The organism is Bordetella ansorpii (assembly GCF_900078705.1).
Classification (GTDB): Bacteria; Pseudomonadota; Gammaproteobacteria; order Burkholderiales; family Burkholderiaceae_B; genus Bordetella; species Bordetella ansorpii_A.
The window spans coordinates 285,458-310,116 of the sequence record NZ_FKIF01000001.1; the positions used below are offsets into that span (position 1 = coordinate 285,458).

General features: G+C 59.5%; 18 protein-coding genes and 1 tRNA gene. 4 read left to right on the forward strand and 15 right to left on the reverse strand.

Annotation, left to right across the window (positions count from 1 at the left end; genetic code table 11):
• Positions 1-81 precede the first annotated feature (81 nt).
• The gene (locus A6745_RS01095) at positions 82-459 is read right to left on the reverse strand and encodes a hypothetical protein (RefSeq protein ID WP_197488069.1); all 378 of its coding nucleotides are present in this window, start codon (positions 457-459) and stop codon (positions 82-84) included.
• A 302-nt stretch (positions 460-761) separates the two neighbouring features.
• Here A6745_RS01095 and A6745_RS01100 point away from each other — a divergent pair, with 302 nt between their 5' ends.
• Positions 762-1,892, forward strand: a complete 1,131-nt coding sequence (locus A6745_RS01100; RefSeq protein WP_066122566.1) for a nickel/cobalt efflux transporter — start codon at positions 762-764, stop codon at positions 1,890-1,892.
• A 38-nt stretch (positions 1,893-1,930) separates the two neighbouring features.
• On the forward strand, positions 1,931-3,253 hold the full coding sequence (locus tag A6745_RS01105; protein ID WP_066122569.1) for an MFS transporter: 1,323 nt from the start codon (positions 1,931-1,933) through the stop codon (positions 3,251-3,253).
• A gap of 139 nt (positions 3,254-3,392) precedes the next feature.
• Here A6745_RS01105 and A6745_RS01110 read toward each other — a convergent pair whose 3' ends face one another.
• From A6745_RS01110 to A6745_RS01135, 4 genes are all read right to left on the reverse strand, one after another.
• Entirely contained in the window at positions 3,393-5,384 is a 1,992-nt protein-coding gene (locus A6745_RS01110; RefSeq protein WP_066122571.1) for an ATP-binding protein, read from the reverse strand.
• A 302-nt stretch (positions 5,385-5,686) separates the two neighbouring features.
• On the reverse strand, positions 5,687-10,195 hold the full coding sequence (locus A6745_RS28500; RefSeq protein WP_156513240.1) for an NACHT domain-containing protein: 4,509 nt from the start codon (positions 10,193-10,195) through the stop codon (positions 5,687-5,689).
• Between the two features lie 259 nt (positions 10,196-10,454).
• Positions 10,455-11,486 (reverse strand): YagK/YfjJ domain-containing protein, encoded by a 1,032-nt coding sequence (locus tag A6745_RS27575; RefSeq protein WP_197488070.1) that lies wholly within the window; start codon positions 11,484-11,486, stop codon positions 10,455-10,457.
• Positions 11,487-12,763: 1,277 nt separating this feature from the next.
• A complete protein-coding gene (locus A6745_RS01135) occupies positions 12,764-13,126 on the reverse strand; it encodes a helix-turn-helix domain-containing protein (RefSeq protein ID WP_066122593.1) in 363 nt (120 codons plus the stop codon).
• 162 nt (positions 13,127-13,288) lie between these two features.
• Here A6745_RS01135 and A6745_RS28505 point away from each other — a divergent pair, with 162 nt between their 5' ends.
• Positions 13,289-13,987, forward strand: a complete 699-nt coding sequence (locus tag A6745_RS28505; protein ID WP_156513241.1) for a hypothetical protein — start codon at positions 13,289-13,291, stop codon at positions 13,985-13,987.
• 490 nt (positions 13,988-14,477) lie between these two features.
• Here the strand turns inward: A6745_RS28505 and A6745_RS01140 are convergent, their stop codons facing one another.
• Together A6745_RS01140 and A6745_RS01145 are read right to left on the reverse strand one after the other, a co-directional pair.
• Positions 14,478-15,854, reverse strand: a complete 1,377-nt coding sequence (locus A6745_RS01140) for a tyrosine-type recombinase/integrase (RefSeq protein ID WP_231885874.1) — start codon at positions 15,852-15,854, stop codon at positions 14,478-14,480.
• 167 nt (positions 15,855-16,021) lie between these two features.
• A tRNA-Arg gene (locus tag A6745_RS01145) sits at positions 16,022-16,098 on the reverse strand.
• Positions 16,099-16,250: 152 nt separating this feature from the next.
• Between A6745_RS01145 and A6745_RS01150 the strand changes: the two genes are divergently transcribed.
• Complete coding sequence (locus tag A6745_RS01150; protein ID WP_066122600.1) at positions 16,251-17,555, forward strand: phospholipase A; 1,305 nt, start codon at positions 16,251-16,253, stop codon at positions 17,553-17,555.
• A gap of 46 nt (positions 17,556-17,601) precedes the next feature.
• Here A6745_RS01150 and A6745_RS01155 read toward each other — a convergent pair whose 3' ends face one another.
• The 8 genes from A6745_RS01155 to A6745_RS01190 all read right to left on the reverse strand — a co-directional run bounded on the left by A6745_RS01155 (position 17,602) and on the right by A6745_RS01190 (position 24,562).
• Complete coding sequence (locus A6745_RS01155) at positions 17,602-18,336, reverse strand: flagellar brake protein (protein WP_082852834.1); 735 nt, start codon at positions 18,334-18,336, stop codon at positions 17,602-17,604.
• A gap of 204 nt (positions 18,337-18,540) precedes the next feature.
• Positions 18,541-19,275, reverse strand: coding sequence for a flagellar brake protein (locus A6745_RS01160; RefSeq protein WP_066122618.1), 735 nt, complete (start codon positions 19,273-19,275; stop codon positions 18,541-18,543).
• Positions 19,276-19,518: 243 nt separating this feature from the next.
• Positions 19,519-20,124 carry a glutathione S-transferase family protein gene (locus A6745_RS01165; RefSeq protein ID WP_066122620.1) on the reverse strand — a complete coding sequence of 202 codons (606 nt, stop codon included), beginning with the start codon at positions 20,122-20,124 and terminating at the stop codon, positions 19,519-19,521.
• A gap of 32 nt (positions 20,125-20,156) precedes the next feature.
• The gene (locus tag A6745_RS01170) at positions 20,157-21,356 is read right to left on the reverse strand and encodes a class I SAM-dependent rRNA methyltransferase (protein ID WP_066122623.1); all 1,200 of its coding nucleotides are present in this window, start codon (positions 21,354-21,356) and stop codon (positions 20,157-20,159) included.
• A gap of 106 nt (positions 21,357-21,462) precedes the next feature.
• A complete protein-coding gene (locus tag A6745_RS01175) occupies positions 21,463-21,696 on the reverse strand; it encodes a hypothetical protein (RefSeq protein ID WP_066122624.1) in 234 nt (77 codons plus the stop codon).
• Between the two features lie 51 nt (positions 21,697-21,747).
• Complete coding sequence (locus A6745_RS01180; protein WP_066122629.1) at positions 21,748-22,683, reverse strand: DNA/RNA non-specific endonuclease; 936 nt, start codon at positions 22,681-22,683, stop codon at positions 21,748-21,750.
• A 121-nt stretch (positions 22,684-22,804) separates the two neighbouring features.
• Positions 22,805-23,050, reverse strand: coding sequence for a hypothetical protein (locus A6745_RS01185; RefSeq protein ID WP_066122632.1), 246 nt, complete (start codon positions 23,048-23,050; stop codon positions 22,805-22,807).
• A 12-nt stretch (positions 23,051-23,062) separates the two neighbouring features.
• On the reverse strand, positions 23,063-24,562 hold the full coding sequence (locus A6745_RS01190; protein WP_066122638.1) for a S8 family serine peptidase: 1,500 nt from the start codon (positions 24,560-24,562) through the stop codon (positions 23,063-23,065).
• Positions 24,563-24,659 lie beyond the last annotated feature (97 nt).

Consider the following 24,659-nt stretch of genomic DNA (forward strand, 5'->3'; position numbering starts at 1 on the left):
GGCAGGCGCGCAAGCTCTCGCGCGCGAGTCGCGAGCGGGTTGGTAGATCAGCCCTTTAGATGGGCGAGGGCGTCAGGGGGATCAGACGGCGCGCGGAGGGCGCAGCGGCGGCGCGAACGCCATGGTGGGCACGCCAAGGTATGCCGGAAGGGAAAAGGCAAGATCGCTGCAGGCGACGTCGGGCTGGGTTCCGGCTGCCGTCAGCGCCACGGGGTGATGAGACGCGTCGTGCAGCAATTGATGTTGCGCGTCGGTCAACTTGCCTTTGATCGCCAACATCCCATCGTGATCGGAAGTGTCGGCTGACGAAACGATCAGTTCCGTGCCATGCACATCGTCGTGAGAAATCCATCCCGTGTTCCAGCCAAACAAGCCCGCTGCCGCCAACAAAGTGGTCAGCAGCAGCAAGGAAACGGCTTGGTTGAGCGTACGAGGCATGTGGCTTGCAATGGAGTCCATGGAGTAGGGAGAGCACCTGCGGATCGGTCGTTCGTCCATCCCATGTCTGGCGGATCGTATCCTGCCCGGGGGGATACGGTCAAATTACTATTTTGTCATCGCATCGGCATGCCAGGGTGCCCATGGAGGGGTGTGACGACTGCGCAACGGCAATTCCTGGGAGGCATCATGGTTTAGTGGAAAATATCCCCCCCTGGAGGATATGATGACTGCACGGTGGACCAACCACCCATCTCGGACCCGTGAATGGCGGCCCAACCCGCACCCTTACGGGCACCTGGACATACCGAAGCAGGTCACGCATGTTGTCATTCTCCGAACTGATTGCGCAGGGCACGTCCCACGCATGGCTATTCATCCCCAGCGCCATCCTGTTGGGCGCGCTTCACGGCCTGGAACCCGGCCACTCCAAGACCATGATGGCGGCGTTCATCGTGGCCATCCGGGGCACCGTGGGCCAGGCCGTGTTGCTGGGCCTCACGGCCACGCTGTCGCATACGCTGATCGTCTGGGCCATCGGCCTGGGCGGCATGTATCTGTGGCAAGGCGTGAACGCCGAGGAACTGGAACCCTATTTCCAGTTCGCGTCGGGCATCGTGATCGTCGCCATCGCGGCATGGATGTTCTGGCGGACCTGGCGCGAGCAGCATGCGCGCCGGGTCCCTGGCCATGATCATGCCCATCACCACGGCCATGACGCCGAGACGCGCCAGGTGGATACGGGTCATGGCTTCGTCGAACTGTCCATCTACGAAGAAGGCGTCCCGCCTCGCTGGCGCCTGCGCACCGTGCGCGGACAGGCATGGCATGCAGCGGAAATCAGTGTGGCGACCGAGCGGCCTGACGGCGCCCGCCAGGTGTTTTCTTTCGTGGATCGCGGCGGCTTCCTGGAATCGGCGGACGAGATACCGGAACCGCATGAATTCATGGCTCGCCTGACGTTGACGCATGGCCATCATGGCCACGACTATGACCTGTCGTTCGTCGAAGGCCATGGCCATGATCACATGCACGAAGAGCTGCGTGGGCTCGAGGCCGCTGGCGAGGACTACCAGGATGCCCATCAACTCGCGCACGCCAATGACATCCGGAAGCGTTTTGCAGACCGCCCCGTCACCAATTGGCAGATTGCCTTGTTCGGGCTGACGGGAGGACTGATCCCCTGCCCCGCGGCCATCACGGTGCTGCTCTTGTGCCTGCAACTCAAGGAATTCACGCTTGGCGCCGTGCTTGTGCTGTGCTTCTCGATCGGTCTGGCGCTGACGCTGGTCACCGTGGGCGCGGTAGCGGCAATCAGCGTACGCCAGGTCTCGAAACGGACCTCCTGGTTATCGACTGTCGCCAGGCGAGCGCCCTATTTTTCCAGCGCACTGATCATCCTGGTGGGCCTGTACGTCGGCGCGACCGGATGGATCGGCATGCAAACCCTGTAGATGGGCTGAATCTGGATGACACACATTGGGAGAAACCGATGCTAGAGGTACTACGGAATCGCACTTACCGGCATCTGTTCATCGCGCAAGTGGTCGCGTTGGTGGGCACAGGCCTGGCTACCGTCGCCCTGGGGCTGCTGGCCTTCGACCTTGCCGGCGCCAATGCCGGTGAAGTGCTGGGCACGGCCCTGGCCATCAAGATGGCGGCCTATATCGGCGTGGCTCCTGTAGCGGCTGCCTTCGCGGACCGCGTGCCCAGAAGGCAGTTGCTGGTGGCGCTGGACCTGGTGCGCGCCGGCGTTGCGCTGGTACTGCCGTTCGTCAACGAGATCTGGCAGATCTATATCCTGATCTTCGTCCTCCAATCTGCATCGGCGGCCTTCACGCCGACGTTCCAGGCGACGATTCCCGACGTACTGCCCAAGGAAGCCGACTATACGCGGGCCTTGTCGCTATCTCGGCTGGCCTACGACCTGGAAAGCGTGGCCAGTCCGATGCTGGCTGCGCTGCTGCTGAGCGTCGTCAGCTTCCACAGCTTGTTCTGGGGGACGTCCGTAGGCTTTGTCGCGTCGTCGCTGCTGGTCGTCTCTGTCGTGCTGCCCAGGGGCCAGGCAGCGGTACGGCGGGGGATCTATGACCGGACGACACGCGGAATGAGGATCTATCTGTCCACGCCTCGGCTCAGAGGCCTGCTGGCGTTGAACCTCGCAGTCGCATCCGCCAGCGCCATGGTCATCGTCAATACCGTGGTGTTGGTGCAGAGCAAGTTCGCGCTAAGCCAGAATGCCACGGCCATCGCGCTGGCGGCGTTTGGCGGAGGCTCGATGATCGCGGCGCTTACCCTGCCGAGTCTGTTGGACAGAATCTCCGACCGCCGCGCCATGCTTGCTGGATCGGCAGTGCTCGTGATCGGACTGCTTGCGGGCGTCGCGGTTGACGACTACCTGCTGCTGATTCCGTTGTGGTTCGTGCTGGGGATCGGCTATGCGCTGGCTCAGACGCCATCCGGCAGGCTGCTGCGTCGGTCTGCCCACGCGGACGACCGGCCGGCGTTGTTTGCTGCGCAGTTCGCTCTGTCGCATGCATGCTGGCTGGTGGCGTATCCCTTGGCAGGCTGGATGAGTGCAAACGCCAGTTCGCAAGCGACGTTCGGAACGATGGCAGCCTTGGCCGCCTTCGCGGTGGTGCTTGCCACCAGACTATGGCCAAGACACGAAGATGGCCCTGTTCGTCACTCACACGAGGATCTGTCGGGAAATCATCCGCACATTCTGGAACATGCCGCGGCAGACGCGCCCCATGCCCATGAGTATGTGATCGACGACCTTCATCGGCACTGGCCGGATAAGCCTGATCATTGACATAGGCGCCACGAACTTACACCGCCGATAGACTCCGAAGCGCGCACATGATTCTCCTGGAACAGAATTTGTCCCGCATGGCGTCACGCAGCCTCATAGCGTTAAAGAGCATGCAGAAAATTGGGTTGTGATCCTAACGTCACGCGGCCGTTTTCTGCATGTCTGCCACCAACCCCTGGCGCGAAAAGTCATCGAAGGAATCACGCTTGAGTTTCAGTGCGTCGATCATTGTCTGATTAGTCAGTAGGAAGTTGTCCAACAACGTATACCAGTTGAGTACGAAACGCTGCATGCGATCATCATCACTGACCAGGCCAGGCAACCCTTTCGCGACCTGACCTTGCATACGACTGCGAATTTCTGTGTCCGCCTCGGAGATCTTGCGCCCAATCAGAATGAGCTCGAAGTGCATCGCGCTACTGCCAAACTCCGCATGCTTTTTTATGAGCTGCGCGTAACCATCAAGCTGCTGAAGGTGCTTGTAGTTGAGAGCAATGCTTGGCCGCTTGATTTCGATCACGATGCAGCGATAAATTCTACGACCCATGGAGTCATGATGCGGCACCTTACGCGCTAGGAACAAATCGGTCTGTTTACTCGCTCCGTCAATGGCTTTAGCGTCTGTCGAGTCCAGGTCATCCAAGGCAAGATCGTCGATTCCCCTGACCGCGTCGCGAAGCGATTTTGCAATTTTTGTGAATGTATCCTCCTCGGCCCCAAGCGTTTCATAGGAGCTGCCGAACAACCACGTATTGGCTTCGATGATGCTCTGCAAGTCAGGTGTCTCGAGCGTCTCCGTATAGTGATCGTTCATCAACGTCCGTAGCTTGTCAGCCACCTCGTGCCTGTGACGCAGCACCTCAATCGCCGATACGATACTTTGCAGCGACACACTCTTGAGCTGCTTGGCGAGCAGCTTAGCTGACGGGTCGTCGAGCTCCAGAACGCTGTTGAGTATTTCGAAGATCGCATCGTTCTCATTGGACACCGCGAGCTTGTCCAGGAGCCGTACAATAATTTTCTTCTGACTCTTCTTGAGCGACTTCAACGAACTCGGATCGGCAGTGTAAATAGCGCGCAGGATGCCCTTCGTGTTCTCGAACCGCCAGCTCTTGTAGTCCTCAGTTAACCCCGCATAAGTTGGGAAGATGCCGTCGGCGACGTAACTATCAATCTCCCTTTCAAACTGCTGACGCAGGAACTCATCATAGACAGAATTGGTAATCTTATTGAGCTCGCGCGCAACTTTTCGCCATGTCTCCGATTCGAAGCCTGTCGCGTCGGGACTAACCAAGTCACCACCACTTGGCGCGAAGGCGTCAATCCAGGTTGAGGTCAAGTAGATGCTGGTGTGAAAGTCGCCCTTGTGATTGAAGGTGCTCAGCTTCTTATCTACTGTCTTACCTGAAGAGTTCAAGAGGTACACATAGGACTTCTCGGAACTTGGCTTAAGGTCCCATCGTAGGACCGACACATCGAATTCGTAACCGTCTATCGAAAGCTGGCGCTGGACTCGATCGTGCGACGGCACCACCACCTCACCTCCATTCAAGGAGATACTTTTCGTGGGGTTGAGTGCGAGGAACCAACCGAACTCGATGGAAAGCAGCCTGCGAAGCTGGTCTTCTATAGGAAGCTCAGCATGTAAGTTGAGCAGCTCCACAATCGTCCCGGTCTTGCCCGCAGCCATCTTTACAGGAAGCGCCGCCAGTTCTACTGAGCGCCCCTCATAGTTCGTAAGCGCCGCACCACTCACATCAATTCTTGCCGGCCCAGCCGCTGTGGAGTTTGTCCACCAAATCGCACGCTGAGCCAGCCGATGGAACGACAGTCGGCCTCGACCATGTGAGCCATGAGTCGACACGTCTTCCTTCTTACTCGAGTCATTGAAACGCCCAAACGTCTCGGCGTGCGCCTCGAGGTCAATGCCCTCGCCGTCATCAGACACCAGCACTCTCGTGGCGCCACCCATGGTCCCCTCGTCAACGATCACGTCGACACGGAGCGCCTTGGCATCGAAGCCATTCCAAGCCAGTTCGGCGATCGTGCGCCACGGGTCGGTGGTCCGAAAATGCTTCTTGATCCCTTCCCCATTGATCTCAGTTTTTCCAGAAATTTGTCGCATCGCCATCTTAAGTCTCTGAGTTGAAGGTATGGCCGCAGGCGCCGCTTTCAAGTTATGCAACGTAGGTCAGTAGCATCGGACACGAGGGCAACCATTGCCACTCATCATCCAGCAGCGCTTCGCGTCAAATAGCCTCACTGCTGTACTGCTCAGCCACTACCGAGAAGAACCGGAAAATAGCAATTCTATCCAAGGCATCGCAAGACATGCTAGCTGGCATCATCGTCTTGGTGCGATCTCATATGCTTTAGCTCGAGCTCTACTTTTCCACCCCGAATGGACTGATCCAGCGCAGTCTAAGATCCGAGTCAAGACAAGCTGGGAGGCCATTGGTTGCCTGATGCAAAGTCGGGGTGACGAGGCTCATCGACCGGCCTGCCGTGTTCCAATCGCCATTCCTCAAGACGCCCAAGGAGCATGCAAGCAGATTGGCGCCTTTTGTTGTCGTCATGGGCCATTCTGAATAGTCGGATCCGCAACTCATTTGATGCGCTAGCGCTCATTGTGAAGGCATCGGAAATGTGTTCGTCGGGCCGATGCAGCACAAATGCAGATTTGAACTGATCCCAGACGCCCTGCGGAACTGGTGAAGGCTTGGTATCGTCAATCAAACTCAAATTTAGAGTAAGGGCTTCACACGTCCCAAGCCGAGCAATCACCCGCGAAAGCAACTGCCGGTTTCTTTCAGGCAGGTCTCGTTCGCATAGCTCCCGTACCCGAAAACGCACATCAGGTTTTCGCTGAGCTAGTCCAGCGAGCTGCTCGATTACAACGTGCTCACGAAAATGCCGGCGCGTCACCCTGATCCCTTGAACATCCGGATCAATCGAGCCGAGCAATAGCTCATGTGCCCGTGGTGTATCAAGTGCAGCGAAGGCATTGATGAAGTTCTCCTCGCATTGCCCCAGAACCGACTCATCGGAAGCAAGCTCGCAAAGCAGATCTACAGCGACACTTGATCGGCTCTCGCCGAGAGCCGTAACGAGCTCGCGCAACTCGTGCCCCCTCAATCGGCACTTGCCAAGCGCATCGCGTGCTATCGCAATTCCTGCCTCAGGGGGTTCGACAAAGGGGCAAAGCGCAAGGATGCTAGCTAGCAAATGCCTATCTGAATCCTGCAACCAATTCCCAGTACGTCCGACCACCGACTCAACTAAGGCCGACACCACAGTTGCTGGCAACGAAACACCAGCCATCAGCAAGAACTCAGCGGCTTCAAGGCTCGCGTACTGGCTCCACTGGCTTGGCGTCCCAATCAGATCCAGCACTGTAGCTGCAGACTCGCGGCCATCAATTGCAGCGAGTGCTCTCGCCAACAATGTCAGATCCCCAGAGCGTTGCCCGCCCGCGCTCTGTTCAAGCAGATGGGCAATTAGCCCCTTGAGCGCAGCGGAAAACGCCGAACGCCGTTGGGAATCAACAAGAGGAGGAATAGAACCTTCGCGCGCGGCACGAACGATGTCATAGCGGAGCGCACGCCCCAAAGAGCCTGCCCGCTTCGGCAAGAAGTCTCGTGCCATCGCTGCAGCAACACTCGAAAGGTACTCCGGCTCGGCAAGCAGATCGACGAGAACTTGATCAGCCGCATCAGCGTCAAGTTGCATGACGGCAACAATATGCCAGTTTGCATAGGTCATTGAGCCTCCGTTAGCAAGAGGTCCATGATCACCTGCCAAGCGTGCAGCTCTACCACGACGAACTCTACTGATGTCGGAATGAATCAGCTTCAGCAAGTCCGCTATGTCTTCAGCCTGGCCCACTTGCGCTAATGATGAGGCTAGGTCTGCCTTAGCTTCGCCATTAAAGTCATCGAGGCAAAGGACAATATCTACGCCACTTTTCAGGTAAGCACGCAGTCCATCACGTAGGTCACTGTCGGTGATATGTAGCGGCTCGACGTCAGCTCTGGCGACGCTACTCAAAAGACCAGTTACCACTTCGAGATCGAGAACATCGCCTTGCTTAGCAAATGAGAGAATGCCTGCAGCAGCAACTTCGACGGGAAAGGAGCGGAACGCAGCTTCCAATTGACGATTTACCTGCCAATCTAACTTTTGGAGCGTGTCCGACTTCGCATGGATGCTCTCCTGCAGGATCCGCAGATTCTCGAGCACTCGCACAGCGATACTAGTATCTGCACCCTCAGCTAAGACTGCAACTAGCCCACTAAAATCTACGCTACTGAGGTCTTCCGTTTCGATCCTTTGCAAGCATCTCTCGATGAGGCCTTGCGGGATAGTTGTGACATACGAAATCCAACCCTCTGGATCGTAGCAATTGCCTTCGGCAACTTGGCTGGCCATCCACCCACTCGTCCAGGCAGGGTCTATTGGGCGCATAAAGTCCAGCGCTGAAGGGAGAATGTTGGAACTAAGGTTGCGCACCTCGTCACCAGAAAGACTCTCTACCGTATCTCTAATTACGACCGCTACGTTTGCTTCGCCTAATTCTACCAAGGCGATCGCAGCTCTTAAGCGCGCTGCAGGATCAATGACATGTTCTAGAGAGCTCCATATCGCAGCAGTGACTTTCGGCCGAAGCCCCGCGGGTAACTCACTAGCGTTCTTGAGCGCAATCTCTTCAAATAACGCAGCATCTATCGATTCCAGAACACTAACCAGCGCATGATCTGATCCGCTCCACATCAGACCCGAAACCGCCGCTTTTTTTACGAGCCCACTCTGGTCTTGCGCCGCAAACGCAGCGATCTCAACATCTGCACGGTTATGAAGGAGCTCCCCAACGAAATCTACGCGAGCATCCTCACTCCAACCACGCACTTCCTCGCGCCAATTAGGCCCAAGCGAGGTGACCTGAAAATCTGGCCAAATCCGGTACGTTTGAAGCCGAATTTGAGGATCTGGATCAGACAACAATGGCACGATGATGTCGCCGAAATCGGCCGCACCAGTGGCGAGCATAGCCGCGAGAGCATACTCACGAAAGCTGCCGTCAGGGGTGGCATAGACTGCCCGGATACGGTCTCCGACTACTTCACGAACCACGCCCCATACGTGCGCGCCACAAAGCTGCGCGAGCTCGCCAGCGAACACTAGATCAACGGCGAGCGCCATCTTCACTAGATGTGCGCCTGCTCCGGTGCTTTTTCTATCGAGCCCGCCGTCTCCGCTCTTACCGGCGAGCGTCTCTGCAATCATCCGCAGAGGCTCAGCCCATGCTGGATTGTTTACGTACTCTGCCAAGAAGCGATCGCTCGCCTGCTGGTCAGCATCGTCTAGGTCGAGAAGGCATGAGCGCACATCGAACGCTGCGTAGTACTCCTGAAGCTGTTGATGCTCAAAAAGAAACGCTGCTTTTGGATAGTCGACCCGTTCCAGAACGTGATGCGCCGTCAACGCGACGAGGACAGTTGGCGCCCCCACCGGCTCTGTCTGCCCCTGCTCAAGCAGACCGCGCAAGACGACGGTGGAAACGGCTCGAGCGTCAGGCTCAGGCAACGCTACACCTCCGTTGCGGATCATCTCGGCAGCGAGAGCCTTCAGATATTCAGTCTGCAAGCCGAAAATCGGAGCTGACTGCAGCGCGTTCCTATGTTCGTCTCTCTGCTCTTGAAGATGAAGGACCTGCTCTAGCACTCCCATTTTCGTAGATGGGATTGCAGCGCCCGCTTCAAATAGCGAAGCGACCTCCGCGAGGATAAACGGCGTGCGAGTCAATTCGTCGAGCGCGGGGTCGGCATCGATCTTTGCGCAAAGCTCGGCGCTCTTCGAACCAAGACGGGCATCAAGGTAGGCTGCCCGCTGCTTGCGGCGAAGGCGCATCAGTCGCAGTCGTAAGGCGCCCGGCAGCGGCGGAGTCAAATGGTGCGTTCGAGTCGCGACGATGATGCCCGCAGTCGGGAATTCCCGTTCAACTTTTCGGAGCATGTCGGTGGCTCGCCCCGAACTCGAAATCGCAATCTCATTCCAGCCGTTCAATAAGAGTCGGAAAGGCTCGGTAGACTGAACCCGCGCAAGATCGGCCGCCGTAACTCCTTCAGCTTGAAAAGCAGGCATTCCTGCTATGTGCTCGAGCAACCCTTGGTTCGAAGACGTCCACGCAGGAAGATCTACGATGAATGATGTGCCAGGGGCTCGCTCACATTGAGCAAGTTGTATCAACGTCGTCGTTTTTCCGCGCCCAGCAGGTCCTTCAAGAACAACGCGACCGCTCTCCGTGAGCGCTTGATAAATCTGCTCAAGCGAAAGAACGTCGGTGGACTCCGCGCCATCAGGACCAAGCCGTTTCGCAGTGAGATCGATGAGCGGATGTCCCTTCGTCCTGCTGATCCAAGTCTGGACGACCACCTCGGCAGCTCGTCTTATTCTGGCGACAAGGTCTGCGACTTGCGGCTCGATGCCGACATCGAGGTGGAGAAAACTCGCTCGAAGCGAGGCGTTCTCCGGGATCATCATCAGCGTGAGAATTTCCTCTCGCTCGATGATATGGAGTTCTATCTCGTATTTCGTCCGGATTGTCTCCTCCCACCGTCGTCGATCGGCATTGCCAACCTTGGCGGAAGTCACGAACAACAGCCTCCCTAAGTCAGGAAAATTCTCTTTGGCTGCCTCGGCATCACCAGAGATCTTCTTGAGCGATGGCGTGATCGATGCTGCAAGTCCCGTTCCGATCCCTCCCGGCGCCAGGCTAGCTGGCGCATAAGCATCAAGACCGAAATCCTTCTTGCGCTGCCGGGCGATAAGCTCGGGCCAGCGCAACTTGCCGATCACGACCGCCAGCCCCTGAAAACGCATTCCCTCTTCTTGAGAGGCCAGCTCATCAAGAGCTCTTTCGATGTCAGTTCTAAGAGTGACCATTTGGTGAAATGAGCAAGAAGCGCAGCGGCATGATGAAGATCCAATCCGAGCAGAGCTGGCAAGACGGAGCTCGCCTTTTTTCCAGAATCTGACTCGGATAGAACACCGCTGCCAATGGTTGAAAACTCTATGCCAAAAACCGATTCCTATCTTTTTTTGACTAACAGCCCTGCATGCCCGAGGCTGCTCAGTATGGACGCTCGTTCGAAGGCGGCTCGGCACCAGACACGCGTTGATGCCACACTACTTCTCTAGCAACCTACGGTTCCTGTCCCGCTCGACGGCGTCCTCGCTGAGAGACTTTCCGCGCAGTGTTTCCTTTGCCGAATCTCCTCTCTCCATCCATCACCAGAGGTAGATACATATCAGGCTTAGTGAGATAGGAAACGACAAATTTAGAAAGTATTTCTCTCTTCTTCTCGTCATTCCAGTCGATCACCCCAAGCGCTGCGTATGCGTATCTTTTTGCGTTGCAGTTGAAGTAAAGACCTTGGCCATCTGGAACAATTTTCTTCCACCACTCACCCACTCTTCTAGCAATCGAAACACCTTTCCTAACTTTCGAGCCATCAAGCAACAACATGGCATGAATGTGGAATTTTTTTTCAGGGCCATACTCAATCTTGTATGCGAATCCCTCGAGCTCGATTTCAGAGAGATCAGTTTGTAGAGCTCTATACATCTTTGACCAGTCGCTTTTCACAAGAGACATCTGCAAACGTCGCTCCGCTGCGCCCGGGCCATCAACTCGTTTCCGATACGTTAGATCCACACGAACAACCAATAGCCGAGCTCTTTTTTCAAAAAGCATGTCGATATAACTATCTAACTCCCTCCTATTCTTGTCAGATGATCTAGTGAACTTTTTCAGCTTTCGCCGGAATACTGCACCTGTTGATTCGGTTCGCATCTCGCGAATAGCACGGTTCAGTCTTTTGGCTAGGGTATCGGATGTACTTCTCGATGGGATGTCTTTTTTCGATAGCCACCTATGCGCAGCTCGCTCAGCGCGCCCCCCTTCCGCAAAAGCGTCATCTACGAGAGCAATGTATGGATTGTCTCTGTACCGCGGGAGAGCATTTCGAAGACGAGGCAAATAGGTTTGAACGGCCTGCGCGATTTCTTCACTCTCGCCACGTTCAGAAGATACAGAAAGGACTGCATCATCTAGCGAGAAGAATTGGCATTTCGAGCTGAGCGCCAGCTTCGCTACTTCGACAACTCTATCCACCGCAGTAGCCAGATCCTCGTTTGATCCGAAGAACTTGAGAGTGTCATCAACTTCGGACACAGACGCCCCATCCACAGGCGAGCTGCCATGTGCACTCTCAAAGTCCGGATGCGCCCCACGACTTACTTTCAATTCATATTCAAATAACATAAGAACCCGAATTCTTCAGATCAAATTGGCGCAATCTTCTTGCTCCAGCATAGAAAAATGCACCTTTTTCATCCGACCGTGTTGAGTAAGTTAGTGTTTTATTCGCTCCTCTCCTTGAAGCTACAGTTCAATCAAAGCGCGGATTTCTTTTACATTCCACACGGTGATCCTAGGACCAAATATCCTTACGGGTTTCGGAAACCTTCCTGACTTAACGCCCGCCCACCAAGTGGATTTGCTAACAGGAATTGGCCCATTCGGAGCGATGATCTGCTTGATGCGCACAAAGCCTTCAAGGGGAAGTTGCGACTGTGCGGTGTTGGGTACAGTGGAGTGCATCGAAACCTTCAGACGTGACGCAATGAGCCGGCCAGACAACATGCCCATCCATTGCGTGTAGATTCTTGTTGAGCGGCGCACTCGATCGAAGTGCGCAAGCCCGAATAGCGAGCTCACGACGATTAACAAGAGTCGCCGAAAGTGCTAAAAAACCGCGATAAAACGCCGTTTTTTGGCGTTAAAGGGTCGATGACTCAACAATGCAGGCGCGAACCGCGAGGTCGTTCCACGTCACTGCAACTACAAAGACGAAGTCGAGCAACGACCCACTGGTGAGCAGACCAGTTGACAAGCTTGACTGGCTAGCTGACGTCTCGTGTGATTCCAATATGGGAAGCGACGAAGAAGCGGAAGCGCCACGCCCGATCAATGAGCGCAGCGCTCTCGGCAAGACCTGCCATTCAGCTTGCACAATGTAGAGGGGCGGGTCTGCAATCCTGATAGGCATCGCGATACCGCCCAACCGCATATCTAGCAGAATGAGAGAGCGCAGTTTGTGTACGGTTGGCGGGGACCGTCACTAAATCTTTTCTCGCACTACGGCATGCCCAGCCCGACTGCGTTAACGGGCAGGAGATCTGTTGCTCTTACGGAAATGCGAGTTCGCAGCAAGAGCTCGCGAAGGAATCAAGCAAAAATTTAGTGCTGAGGGGTCACAGCGCGAGAACTCTGGGGCTTGAAAATTTCGCATTGCCTCCGTAGCTGGTGTGCGTTGGCCAGCACTGCTCTCTCACTACGAATAGGTTTGCGAGCAGGTATCAGCCTGGGCTTCCGCGCAGAACTGATCACGTCCAAGCGGCGCATCAAGAGATTTTTCAACCAGGTTCTGTATGCCAAGAACCGATTCTCTATACGTCAAAGTCATCCGCAGCTTTGCTGAGCCTCTTCGAGAGACGCTCGATGATTGCAAGGATGAGAGTTCGGTCTGATTCGCTAAGCCCCTCCAGCATCCTGGCGACGCGCTCGCCCACATCACTAGGCCTTCGACTACCCTCGACAAAAAAGCTTTCGATTCCGCAGCCGAACAAATCGGCGAGTTGGAAGAGCCTCGGAAATCCTGGGCTGACAAGACCGCGTTCGATTCTCGAAACAGCCTCGCTGCCAATTTCCAATTTTTCTGCCACTTTTTCTTGCGTGTAGCCAGCTGCCTTCCTTTTCTTGGCGATCGCTTGCCCAAGCCTTTTCAGGAACTGCTGTTCGTCTTGTGTCATTGCCAACTCCAACTTTGCAGGTGGAGATGGTTAGGCCTCAGCCCAAATGGCGTAACACACCAAAAGGTTGATAGTCAACTTATTTAGTTGAATTAAGCATCTGGATAATTTGGGACTCAACCTTTAAAGTTGCATAAATCGACCTTCTAAGTTGGATGAAACATGAATTTGGCACCAAACCTACGCTTTGCCGTTGCGCGCGGGCTGTTGGCATTTCATCTATCCATAGCTTGCTGGGCTGCACATGCAGCGCAGTCGACAGAACCGCAGCGGCACGTACAGGCGTACTACGATGCACTCAATCAGTGCGCAGGCAGCTCGGATCCAACGGTGCAGCAGAAGTACTGCGCCGCTCGAGATCAGGAGAGCAAATGGCTTCGCCAGCATGGCTGGTGCTATGGCCCCAAGGACGCCCCTTCCTACCAGCAACGCTGGGCGCCATGCGCGCCAAAAGGCGTCGAAAAAAAAGCGCCTCAGCCAGAAGTAAAACTGGCCGCCCCCATGCGCAGCGCTTCGAACCAAGATTGGGTCGGCAGCACCTTCGTCGGTGACTCGCCTGGGTGGTACCGCTACGTAGCGCAGCAATGCATGAACGGTGATCGCATTTCTTGCGAGCAAGCCAACAATACGGCACAAAGTCTACGATCAGCCGGATGGTGCACCTCCGGCACCGAATCCGCCCCCTGCCCGGGCTACGTGCTTGCTACGCCTGACCAGTGGAAGGCTCACTTAGCCGCTCTTGAACGGAAGAAGCCCCGGCCCAAGTTGGATCCGAACAATCCGTACGCACGAGAGCTGGCGCGACGCTTGAAGGATATGAATGATTGGGCCGCCGTTCAGGAAGCCATCAATCCGTACTGACTCCCAGCGGTAACGCAAGATCACTCAAGAACGGATCCCCTAGCTGAACTCTCACGTCATTGCGCTCGCCAAAACCTGCTAGACCGACGATGGCGGTCTTCTGAGAGCTAGCGCACTGCTGCCCCTTTCTTGGCATATGGCGAGGCCATCCATTAACAAGAACTCGGAAAACGCTGAAAAACGGCAAAAAAAGGCGGAAAACAGCGCTGCTGCACACAGCGGACAGCGCCAACTTGCACGCAGCCACGCACAAAATCGGTACCTCAGCACAATGCGCGGGGCGAAGACTCCCCTAGCTAGAGCACAGCGACACACTCCAGGAAATCACAGGCGGCATCCAAGGCAAAGGCCGGAGGACCATTAACAAGATCGCAAAAACCGCTGGAAACGGCAAGAAACGAGCACTTTCAGCGCATCAACACCGTTCGCGAGCGATCTCAGTGAATTGAACGACGACGGCTAGCTGATGGCAGACGCAAGTCTTCAGAATTTAGGCCGCCGTTCGGTCATCAGCCGCGCCATAGAAAGCTTCCGCGAACGCATCATCCCACTCAGTACTGCTGACCGCAGCCTCCTGCATCTTTTCATCCAAATAGTCCGCCCACATTTGCATCACTGTCCTGCGCTCGTCCAAGAACTGCGTTCGATCATAAGCAGCCTGCACGTCGTCCTTCTTGGCATGCGCCAATTGAGCTTCCAAGATATCGACATCGATTTTCAGGCGCTCTCGCGCCAGTGTGCGCAAAGACGCTCGAAATCCGTGCGGTGTGTGCTGTCCTTGGAATCCCATTTCGCGCAGCGCTTTCGATAGCGCATCTCTGTGCACATGCTTTTCCTGCCCCCAGCCTCCCATGGCGGGAAAAACGTACTTTTCCCTTCCTGTGAGCTTCGCCATTTCCTTGAGCATGCCCACTGCTTGGCGCGGCAACGGGACAATATGATCGACGCCCGTCTTCATGCGATTCGTGCCATCTTCGTTCTTACCTCGGATGTGCCATTCTGCCCGGCGCAGGTCAATTTCGTCCCAGCGCGCACTCGCGACCACGCCCGGCCGCAAGGTAGTCCAGGAACAAAGCAGCAATGCGTCGCGCACGACATAGCCGCCGTATCCGTGAATCGCTTTCATCAACCCGCCGATGAATCGTTCATCCGTAACGCCCGGGATATGCTTCTTTTGATGCCTTTTTGGCAGCACCCCTCGAAACCGGAAGGTTTCATCATCTTCTCGGATATTTTCGGCAATGCAGTAGTCGATCATTCCGTAGATGCACCGGATCGCAACCTGTGCCTGAGCAGGCGTGTTTTTTGCCAGCTCACGCAGTACCGGAGTCAGTTGCCCGCTTCGAAGTGTTCGCATATCCAAGTTGCCAGCCTTCGGCTGGAAATGCTCATCGATGATGTACCGCACCTGATAGTTGGTCTGTTTGGCGTGGCTCTGCGAGTAAATTTCGAACCACTTTTCGGAAATCGCCGTCAAGGAATAAGACTGCCAATCCGCATTCTGATCTTCCCATTTGGTTGCATTCAATTCATCACGGCGTGCTTGACGCTCCGCACGAGCACCCGTAACGGCTCCACCAGTCTTCGCGGAGATTCGCAGGTCGGCCGCCTTCGTCCTGGCCTGAGCCAGAGACATGGCTGGATACTCGCCAATGACCGCAGCATTCTGCTTGCCATCTACGCGATACCGGAACGACCAGGACTTCCTGCCTGCCGGCGACACGATCAAGGACAGCCCCTCTCCGTCGGCCAAGGAATAAGCCTTTTCTTTGGGTCTAGCGTTCTTGACCGAACGATCGTTCAGTCCGCTGGCAAGCCTTGGCATAAGCCTCTTCCTTCCAAAACCTTTTGATAAGTTTGAATCCATAACAACGATCCAATCTTACCAAATTTTTACTCAAAAGCCGACTTACCCGCTTTGGACTCAATGGAACCCCGTTGGACAGCAACGGACCAGAAAATGAAAAATCCCCATCAAGATCAATATCTTAGATGGGGATTCTGGAATTTACCGGACTGCTTCGGACCATCAATTGGCCCGCCCTACACGATTCGAACGTGTGACCGCTCGCTTAGAAGGCGAGTGCTCTATCCACCTGAGCTAAGGGCGGCCGGGGCCGAAATGCGGTGCATATTATAGAGGCCGAAACCGCCGACATGCACCGACACGCGCTTTGCAGCCACTCTTACACGGCGTAGCACCGCGCTTACAGGCGGGTGATACAGTTCAGCGACCCTTTTTCGGCCTCGATACTGGACCGTCATGCAAGCTTCGGCCCCTTCCGCTTTCCCCTCCCGCCACGCCTGGCGCACCATTTTCGCAGCCGCCGCATTGGCCGCCGCGTGCACGCCCGCCCTGGCCGGCGTCACCTACAAACTGGACCGCCCCGCGGCCTCGCCCGGCGACACGGTGCGGCTGGAGGCGGTGTATTTCAACGACGGCGGCACCAGCGTGCGCTGGAATGCCCCCCGCCAACTCGTGCTGCAATGGCGCAGCGCCGCCGGCGTCATGCGCACCGTGGCCACCCTGCCCGGCGAGCCGGCCATCCTGACCATCCCCGTCAACAACTTCGCGCGCGTGGCCTGGGACGTGGTCGTCCCGACGCAGGCGCGCGGCGTGCAGGCCGTGTCCATCGAAGGCGAACCCGCGCTGCTGGCGCTGGAAGCCACGGGCCGCGACGACGGCCGCAGCATCACCGCCGCGCCGGCCAACGTACCCGTGGTGGATGCGCGTACCGGCCAACCGCTGTCCGATGCGCAGGTCACGCAAGCCGGCGCCTCGCCGACCTCCGGCCCCGCCCCCGAGGCCGCCGTGGCCGGACGCGCCCCCGTCGACCACAACTCGGGCTTCGACACCTTCCGCAGCGCGCTGTCGGCCTATCAACCCTCGTATTTCGTAGTGGGCACGCGCGAGCGCACCAGCGCGCGCTTCCAGCTCAGCGCCAAGTACCGGCTGTTCACGCCGCCCAGCGACCGGCCGGCCACCTTCGCCGAGAACCTTTACCTGGGCTATACGCAGACGTCGCTGTGGGACTTGGAAGGCGATTCCAAGCCCTTCGTCGACACCACGTTCAATCCCAGCTTCTTCTGGTTGAAGGATGACGTGTGGCAGTCCGCCAACCAGAACTGGCGCCTCGGCATGAACGTGGGCGTGGAACATATGTCCAATGGCAAGGACGGCGCGGATTCGCGTTCGATCAACGACGGCTACATTCAACCCTCGCTGCACTACCGCTTCGACAGCGGCAGCACGCTGAGCTTCGGCCCCAAGATCAAGGGCTATTTCGGCAAGGCGTCCGAGAACAAGGACTACAGCGACTATGCCGGCCATGTCGACTGGAACGTGCGCTGGGCGCTGGACAACGGCCCCGTGCTGTCGGCCATGTACCGCCAGGGCGACCAGCGCCGCCGCACCACGCAGGTGGACTTCGCCTGGCCGCTGCGCTCGTGGTTCGACATGAACGGCTACGTGCACCTGCAGTACTTCAACGGCTACGGCGAAACGCTGCTGGGCTACAACCAGCGCAACGAGTCGCAGTTCCGGATCGGCGTGTCGATCGTGCCGTAAAGGTTCGCGGACGCCCTGGCTGCCTGGCCGCCGAGGCGTCCGGACATCAGGACAAGCCGCGCTGCTTGGCGATCTGTATGCGTTGCAACGCGTCCACATACGACTGCACCCGCCACGACGCCATGCGGCCCAGCTCATCGAAGATGCAGCCGATGCGGCGAATGCGTCCGCCCATGGCCAGCCACTCTTCCTGGTGATGCACCACTTTCAGGTGGAACTCGAAGGCATCGACGTCGGGCAGCTTCAGGCGCGCGCGGTATTCGGTGCCCGGTGTCACGGGCAGCGACCGCGAGCTGTCGACCAGGGCGATGCCCGTGCCGCTGATATCGCGCACCTTCAGCCGGAACGGCGTCTTGCGGGTGCTGCTGATGGGCCAGAGCTCACAGACCAGGCCGTGGCTGGTCGGGATGTCGACGCGGAAGGTATCGCGGCGTTGCGCATACGAGGCGCGCTCGGGTAGATGGCTATGCAGCGCCGGGTGGCCCGAATAGTCGATCAACGACAGGCCAGGCGTTTCGAACATCAGGCCAAGCTGGTCCGCCGGCGTCTCGAAGACGACGCGGCCGCCGCGCACCAGCATCCGGTTCACCGCGTCTTCGCGGACCGGTTTCATCAGCAGGGTATTCGAGGCGACATCCGCGTGCAGGACCGCGGTCACGCCGGCAACGCTGTCGCTGGACAACGAGACCGTCAGCGGAACGCGTTGGGACTGGGCCAGCTCCAGCAATCGGACGATTTCGAGAGGCGAGTTCGCCACGCGAGATGGAAACGTCGAATCCATCGACAGGACATCCTTGAGACAGGTCGGACGCGCTACGCGTGCGACCGGGGCGCCAAGGCAGTCCCGATCGAGGCCGGTTCAGTGAGATATCTCCGGCAACGTAGCAAACAGCGTCAAAAGTCTCCAAATCCTATCAAAGTGTTCCGTCAGTTTTTTGACAAACGCGGTGTGGCACACCGCGTTTCTCGATGAGGGTGAGCGAGATCAGGACAAGCCGCGCTGGCGCGAGATAAGTTCGCGTTGCAGCAGGTTGACGTAAGCCTGAATGCGGATGCCGGTGGAGCCGTCCAGGCCATCGAACTGGCAGCCGACCCGGCGGGCCAGGCCGCCCTTGGCCAGTTCGTCGTCATGGTGATGCACCACGCGCAACGACAGCTCGAACGAGCCCACGCCGGGCAGTTCGAGGTTGCAACGGTACTTCGACCCCGGCGCCACGTTGATGGCCATGGCGGTGTCGGCCAGGGCCAGGCCCGTGGAGCTGATGTCGCGCACGACCAGACGGATCGGCGCGGAATCGTAATCGTGTTCGGCCCACAGTTCGCAGATGGCGGGTTGCTGCATCGGCACGTCCATGCGGAAGTTGTCGCGGCGCTGGGCGTACGAGGCGGCTTCGGGCAGTTGCGAGTGCAGCGCCGGATGGCCTTCGTACTGCACCATCTTCACGCCCGAGGTTTCGAACGCCAGCGTGATGCTGTCGATGGTGGTCTCGAACAGCACGCGGCCGCCGCTGATCATGCGGTGGTTCAGTTCGACATCTTGCGCGGCATCGAGGTACAGCGAATCGGCGTGGCCGTCGGCGTGCAGCACCGTGGTCAGGCTGGTGACCGGACGGCCAGGAATGCGCATCAACACCAGCGCGTTGCGGGTTTGGGCGAGGTGCAACAGCCGGGCGATCTCGAGCTTCGAAGTCACCGAATAAAACTGATTGGAGTCGTTCATGGCATTGTCTGCGGGGCGACGAAACACGCGTGGATGACAGCCTGCCCCTGAGCGGTCGGCAGGCGCCTACTGACGGCAGATACGCGCTCGCCGCCGTATAAAAAAGTAACAACTGTCGGGAAATCTTACCAGAGAGATTTCACCGGCTCTGCGACATTCACGTTTCTTTTCTGTAACTGTGGAGATGTTCCCACGGTGCGCCGCTCCCGCGGCCATGCGCCGCGGGACGGCAGGGATGGAGGCTTACTGCGGCGGCAGCGTTTGCTGCATCGACGAACGGGCGTTGAACGAGGCGAACCACTTCGCCGCGCTCGGGTACTGGCCACGCCAGTCCAGGCCGGCGAAGCGGAAATCCAGGTAGCCCAGCGCGCAACCCAGGGTGATGGTGCCGATGTCGAGCTTGTCGCCGAAGCCGCCAGCCAGTTGTTCCAGGCGCTCGAGGCAACTGGTGATCTTTTCGTTCTGGCCGCGCTTCCAGTCTTCCCAGCGCAGCGCCTCGGGACGCGGACCGACTTCATAGCGCACCAGCAGCGCCGCATCCAGCAGGCCGTCGCCCAACGCCTGGTTGGCCAGCGCCACCCAGCGGTCCTGGCCCGCCGGGAACATCTTGCCGCCGCCCAGGGCATCCAGGTACTCGCAGATCACCCGGCTGTCGAACAGCGCCAGGCCGTCGTCGGTCACCAGCGTGGGCACCTTGCCCAGCGGGTTCACCGGCACGATGCTCTGGTCGCGGTTGATCGGGTTGGCGGCGGCGGGCAGCCGTTCGATGCGGCCGTCCAGTCCCAGTTCGAGTGCCAGGACCACGCACTTGCGCACGTACGGGGAGGTGGGCGAGTAGAAGAGCTTCATGTCGGTTTGTCTCCGGGGGGTTGAATCGTCGTTCAGATGCGTTGCAGCCAAAGCCCTTTCAGGTACTCGCCTTCGGGGAAGCTGGCCAGCATGGGATGGTCAGCGCCCGCGCCCAGCCGGTCCAGGATGCGCAAATCCACGCCCGCGTCGGCCGCGGCGTCGGCCACGATCTTCTGGAACAGCGGCGCGCCGATGGCGCCCGAGCACGAGAACGTGGCCAGCAACCCGCCGGGCCGCAGCAGCTTCAGGCCCGTCAGGTTGATGTCCTTGTAGGCGCGCGCCGCGCGGTCGACGTGCTGCTGCGACGGCGCCAGCTTGGGCGGGTCGAGCACGATCAGGTCGAACTGCCGGCCGTCCTGGTGCAGCGAACGCAAGGTGCGGAACGCGTCGGCATCCAGCCATTGGGCGCGCCCGGCGTCGAAGCCATTGGCCAGCACGTTGGCCCGCGCATGCGCCAGGGCCTCGCCCGAAGAGTCGACGGACAGCACGCTGGCCGCCCCGCCCTTGAGCGCCGCCAGCGAGAAACCGCCGGTGTAGCAGAAGCAGTTCAGCACATCCCGGCCGGCGGCATGGCGGGCGATCAAGGCGCGGCTGTCGCGCTGGTCGATGTAGAAGCCCGTCTTGTGGCCGTTGCGCACGTCGATCTGATAGCGCACCCCGCCCTCTTCCACCAGCAGCAGTTCGGGCGGTTCATCGCCCGCCAGCACGCCGGTGGTCTGCTGCAGGCCTTCCTTCTCGCGGACGGACGCATCGGAGCGTTCGTAGACGTGCTCGCAGCCGGTCTCGCGCGTCAGGGCGTCGACGATGGCTTTCTTCCAGACGTCGACCCCCACGGCCATGAACTGGCAGACCAGTTGCTGGCGCTGGCCGTCCAGCGAACGATAGTGGTCGACCACCAGGCCGGGCATGCCGTCGGCCTCGCCGAACACCAGGCGCACCGCGCCGGTGCCGCGGACCTGTCCGGCTCGCAGGGCCAGGGCCCGCTGGATACGGCGCTTGATGAAGGCATGGTCGACGGGCTCGGCCTCGTCGAAGGTCCAGACGCGCGCCCGGATGGCGGATTCCGGACTGTAGGCCGCCCGCGCCAGGAAACGGCCGTCGCTGGCGTGCAAAGCGACCGTGGCGCCGGGCGATACCCGGCCCTCGACACGATCGACCGCGCCCGCGAACAACCAGGGGTGCCGGTGCAACAACGAGCGTTCCTTGCCCGGCTTGAGAATCAATCTGCCCATGCGGCCTGCTATGTGCGGGGCCAGCCGGCGCCGGCCGGCCCGTGGAGAAAAGGAAACGGGGCGCGGTCTTGCCAACCGCGCCCCGCGAAGATCGTAGCACGCCACACTAGTCCGTCAGCACGATGAACACCCCCACCAGCACCGCGAACAGCACGAGGATCGCCAGGGCGGAATAGGCGGGGGGGATGGCGTCACGGTCGGGCTCGATGGCCTCGCCCTCGACGTGCCGCACCTCCCGAGGCGCCTTCTTCACCCAATGCCAATAGACCAGCCGGCCCACCATCAGGGCAATGAGCGCCAGCAATAGGCAGAACACCCCGATGGCGATCTGTTGGTGCATGTCTCCGGCGCCCGTATTGATGTGGTTATCGCTATAGGCGGCAGGATACCGCTACGCGAGCATGATGTCGCGTACGTCGCGCAACGCCGCCGCAAAATCGACACCCGCGCCCGCCAGCACGTCGCGCCCCGCCAGGTCCGGGAAGCTCAGGCCCGCCAGTTCCTCGATGGCCGCCAGCGGACGCTGTTGATGCTCGATGTCGCCGAAGACGAAGGCGGGCCGCAGGTCCGAAATGGCCTTGGCCTGCGAGGCCAGGTAGCCGGACGCCGCCAGTTGGCCGGTCTCGTCGTGAACGAAGGCCACGACCTTCCAGAATCGCACGGGAATCCGCACGCCGTGCACCACCGGATCGTCCTGGGCGAAGACCGGGCCGGTGAACACGCTGACGCGCATGTTGTCGGTGTCGGCGTTCTCCAGGATGTAGTCCTCGATGCGCCCCCACAATCCACCATTGAAGAACTGCACCTGCGGCGCGGCGTTGGTGGCGTGGAAGGTGTCGGCGTCGGCCAGGGTGGCCACTTTCTTGCTGCCCCAGTTCGGATCCTGGCGGCGGGTCATGTGGCCGCGGCTGAAATAGCCCTTCTGCTCGGCGCCGTAGGCCTCGCGCAGGATCTGGTATTTCTCGGGAATGCGCGGATCGTACTTCCACACATTACTGCGCGGCACCGGACGCAGATTGGCGCCGTCGATGTTGCAGGCGCTGAAGATCGGCAGGCGGCGCGACTTGGAGACCGCCGTGGAGAAATGGGTGTAGGGCAGCAGGTGGGTCCTGGCGCCGCGCCAGGTATGGGTGACGGCGTCCCGCTGCAACGCCTTGCCCAGCACCGGCAGGCCGACGGGCCGGTCAGGATCGATGAACGCGGGGTCGTAGCCCTCGCGGTCGTCGTAGCTTTCCAGCGGCTCGGGAGCCGTCTTGACGCGTTCGATTTCGAATTGGGTTTCCGGGGCGAACCGGAACCGGGGAGCGGTCTTGCCTGACTTCGCCATTGCTGTGCTGCCTCAGGGTGGAAACGCAGGTTGAAGAAATCGGAGGTCTGCGCCGGACGCGGCTATCCGGCGGCAAAACAAAAGCCCGGGCGGCCGGGCTTTGGATGTCGACACCTGCCGCTCAGGCAGGCTGCTTGATGTGCTTGCGCGGCGGCCGGATGCGGACGCTGCGTTCGGGGGTGTATGTCCAGTGTTCGAGCCGGTCCAGGGCGGCGGCGATGTCGGCCTCGATGCCGTCCACCAACAGGGACCCTGGCATTTGCTCGATGACCGTGGCGGCATGCTTGTTCAGGGACGACATGACCTGGCGTTCCTCTTTGCGGGGAGGATCGCAATCGCCCTGATAGCAGATGACGTAGCGGCTCATGATGAATTCATCCTACACCAAAATTCCGGCCCCCTCAAAGCCCGCGCCCAGCCCCAGTGGCCGGGCCGCGTCGAGTGCCATTTTTACGACAGCGTCGGAACGGTTTTGGTTCCGATCCATCCCCAATATCCTGGGCGAACGCGCCAGCAGCCGGGCCGCCGCGCCGACGATGGCCGGGCATGCCATCGAGGTGCCGTCCATCACGGCGTAACCGCCTGGATAAGCGGAAACGATACCCACGCCAGGGCCGATCAGGCTGATCTCGCTGCCCACGTTGCTGAAGTCCGCCACGTAGTCTTTCGGATCGGTGCCGAAGGGCTTGGCGGCGCTGAGCACCTGGGCGGCGTGCGCGGGATAGACCCCCTTGCGGCCGCTGGCGCTGACGGCGAGCACCTGGCTGTAGCGGCCCGGGTAATCCACCTCGGAACGGTAGTCGTTGCCGGCGGCGGCAATGCAGACCACGCCCATGGCGCGGGCGCGCTGGATCTCGCGCAGCACGTCGGGCACCTCGCTGTCGCCGCCCAGCGACAGGTTGACCAGGTCGCAGCCGTCGTCCACCGCCATGCGGATGGCCTTGGCGATGTGGAAGGAAGAGGCCGTTTCCTCTTCCTTGCCGAAGACCTTGTAGACGTGCAGGTCGGCGCCGGGCGCCACGCCGCGCACGCCCTGCCCCGGCCTGCCGCGTCCGGCGATGATGCCCGCGACGTGCGTGCCGTGGCCGATGTGGTCGGTGACGTCGGCGGGCGGCTCGCCCTTGACCACGTTGCGGCCGCGCCGCACGTGCAGGTCGGCATGCCGGGACGCGCCCGTGTCGATCACGCCCACCTTCACGCCGTGGCCGTCGGCATCCTCGCCGATCAGTTTGAAATGGCTGCGGATGTCCGGCGCGGCCAGGTCGATGGGCGGCGCCTGCAGGCGCGCGCGGCCATCGGCCAGGGAAACGCGCCGCACATAGGCCGGCCAGTAGCCGGATTCGGGAATGGCCTCGACCGATTCCAGCGACGTCACGCTGGCCGGAAAGGCCAGGCGGGCGATGCCGCGGGCGTTGGTGCGGCCGGTGTTGCCGACGCGCTCGGCGCGATCGGTGAAGCCGACCACGTCCACGCCGGCCAGCGGCTTGCCGGTGGCGGCATCCACCACCTCGACGTCCAGCGTCTGCTTGCGGCCGGACGACGCGCCCATCACGGGCGAGACGTCGATACGGCGCAGCCACAACGGCGCGAGCCGCGTGACGGGCACGATGCGCAGGCCGGGATACTCGCGTTGCAGGGCCAGGCGCTGTGCCTGGTCCAGGGACAGCAGCACCGTGTCATTGGGCGCCACGCGGTCCAGCGCCGCGGCGGCATGGATCATCGCGGGCCGCGCCGGGGCCTTGGCCTCGGGACCGCGCACCGCCATGCGGCTGGCCGAACGCATGAAGGACTGGCTGCTGCCGGGATCGTCGGTGTTCCACACGTTGACGTTGGGAAGCACCACGAACAGCAGGGAACGCTTGGGATCGGCCTGGACCACTGGGTTGCTACTCCTGTTGGTGACGGGATCGCTGAAGGCGATGCCTCGTGGCAGCAGGCAATTATGCAAAGGACCGTGGGCGGCGTCCGTATCCGTC

What these genes read in the sequence shown, in the direction of transcription:
- A6745_RS01095 (WP_197488069.1), bottom strand. Translation starts at nt 459, where the DNA reads ATGGACTCCATTGCAAGCCACATGCCTCGTACGCTCAACCAAGCCGTT.
- A6745_RS01100 (WP_066122566.1), top strand. Translation starts at nt 762, where the DNA reads ATGTTGTCATTCTCCGAACTGATTGCGCAGGGCACGTCCCACGCATGG.
- A6745_RS01105 (WP_066122569.1), top strand. Translation starts at nt 1,931, where the DNA reads ATGCTAGAGGTACTACGGAATCGCACTTACCGGCATCTGTTCATCGCG.
- A6745_RS01110 (WP_066122571.1), bottom strand. Translation starts at nt 5,384, where the DNA reads ATGGCGATGCGACAAATTTCTGGAAAAACTGAGATCAATGGGGAAGGG.
- A6745_RS28500 (WP_156513240.1), bottom strand. Translation starts at nt 10,195, where the DNA reads ATGGTCACTCTTAGAACTGACATCGAAAGAGCTCTTGATGAGCTGGCC.
- A6745_RS01135 (WP_066122593.1), bottom strand. Translation starts at nt 13,126, where the DNA reads ATGACACAAGACGAACAGCAGTTCCTGAAAAGGCTTGGGCAAGCGATC.
- A6745_RS28505 (WP_156513241.1), top strand. Translation starts at nt 13,289, where the DNA reads ATGAATTTGGCACCAAACCTACGCTTTGCCGTTGCGCGCGGGCTGTTG.
- A6745_RS01140 (WP_231885874.1), bottom strand. Translation starts at nt 15,854, where the DNA reads ATGGATTCAAACTTATCAAAAGGTTTTGGAAGGAAGAGGCTTATGCCA.
- A6745_RS01150 (WP_066122600.1), top strand. Translation starts at nt 16,251, where the DNA reads ATGCAAGCTTCGGCCCCTTCCGCTTTCCCCTCCCGCCACGCCTGGCGC.
- A6745_RS01155 (WP_082852834.1), bottom strand. Translation starts at nt 18,336, where the DNA reads ATGGATTCGACGTTTCCATCTCGCGTGGCGAACTCGCCTCTCGAAATC.
- A6745_RS01160 (WP_066122618.1), bottom strand. Translation starts at nt 19,275, where the DNA reads ATGAACGACTCCAATCAGTTTTATTCGGTGACTTCGAAGCTCGAGATC.
- A6745_RS01165 (WP_066122620.1), bottom strand. Translation starts at nt 20,124, where the DNA reads ATGAAGCTCTTCTACTCGCCCACCTCCCCGTACGTGCGCAAGTGCGTG.
- A6745_RS01170 (WP_066122623.1), bottom strand. Translation starts at nt 21,356, where the DNA reads ATGGGCAGATTGATTCTCAAGCCGGGCAAGGAACGCTCGTTGTTGCAC.
- A6745_RS01175 (WP_066122624.1), bottom strand. Translation starts at nt 21,696, where the DNA reads ATGCACCAACAGATCGCCATCGGGGTGTTCTGCCTATTGCTGGCGCTC.
- A6745_RS01180 (WP_066122629.1), bottom strand. Translation starts at nt 22,683, where the DNA reads ATGGCGAAGTCAGGCAAGACCGCTCCCCGGTTCCGGTTCGCCCCGGAA.
- A6745_RS01185 (WP_066122632.1), bottom strand. Translation starts at nt 23,050, where the DNA reads ATGAGCCGCTACGTCATCTGCTATCAGGGCGATTGCGATCCTCCCCGC.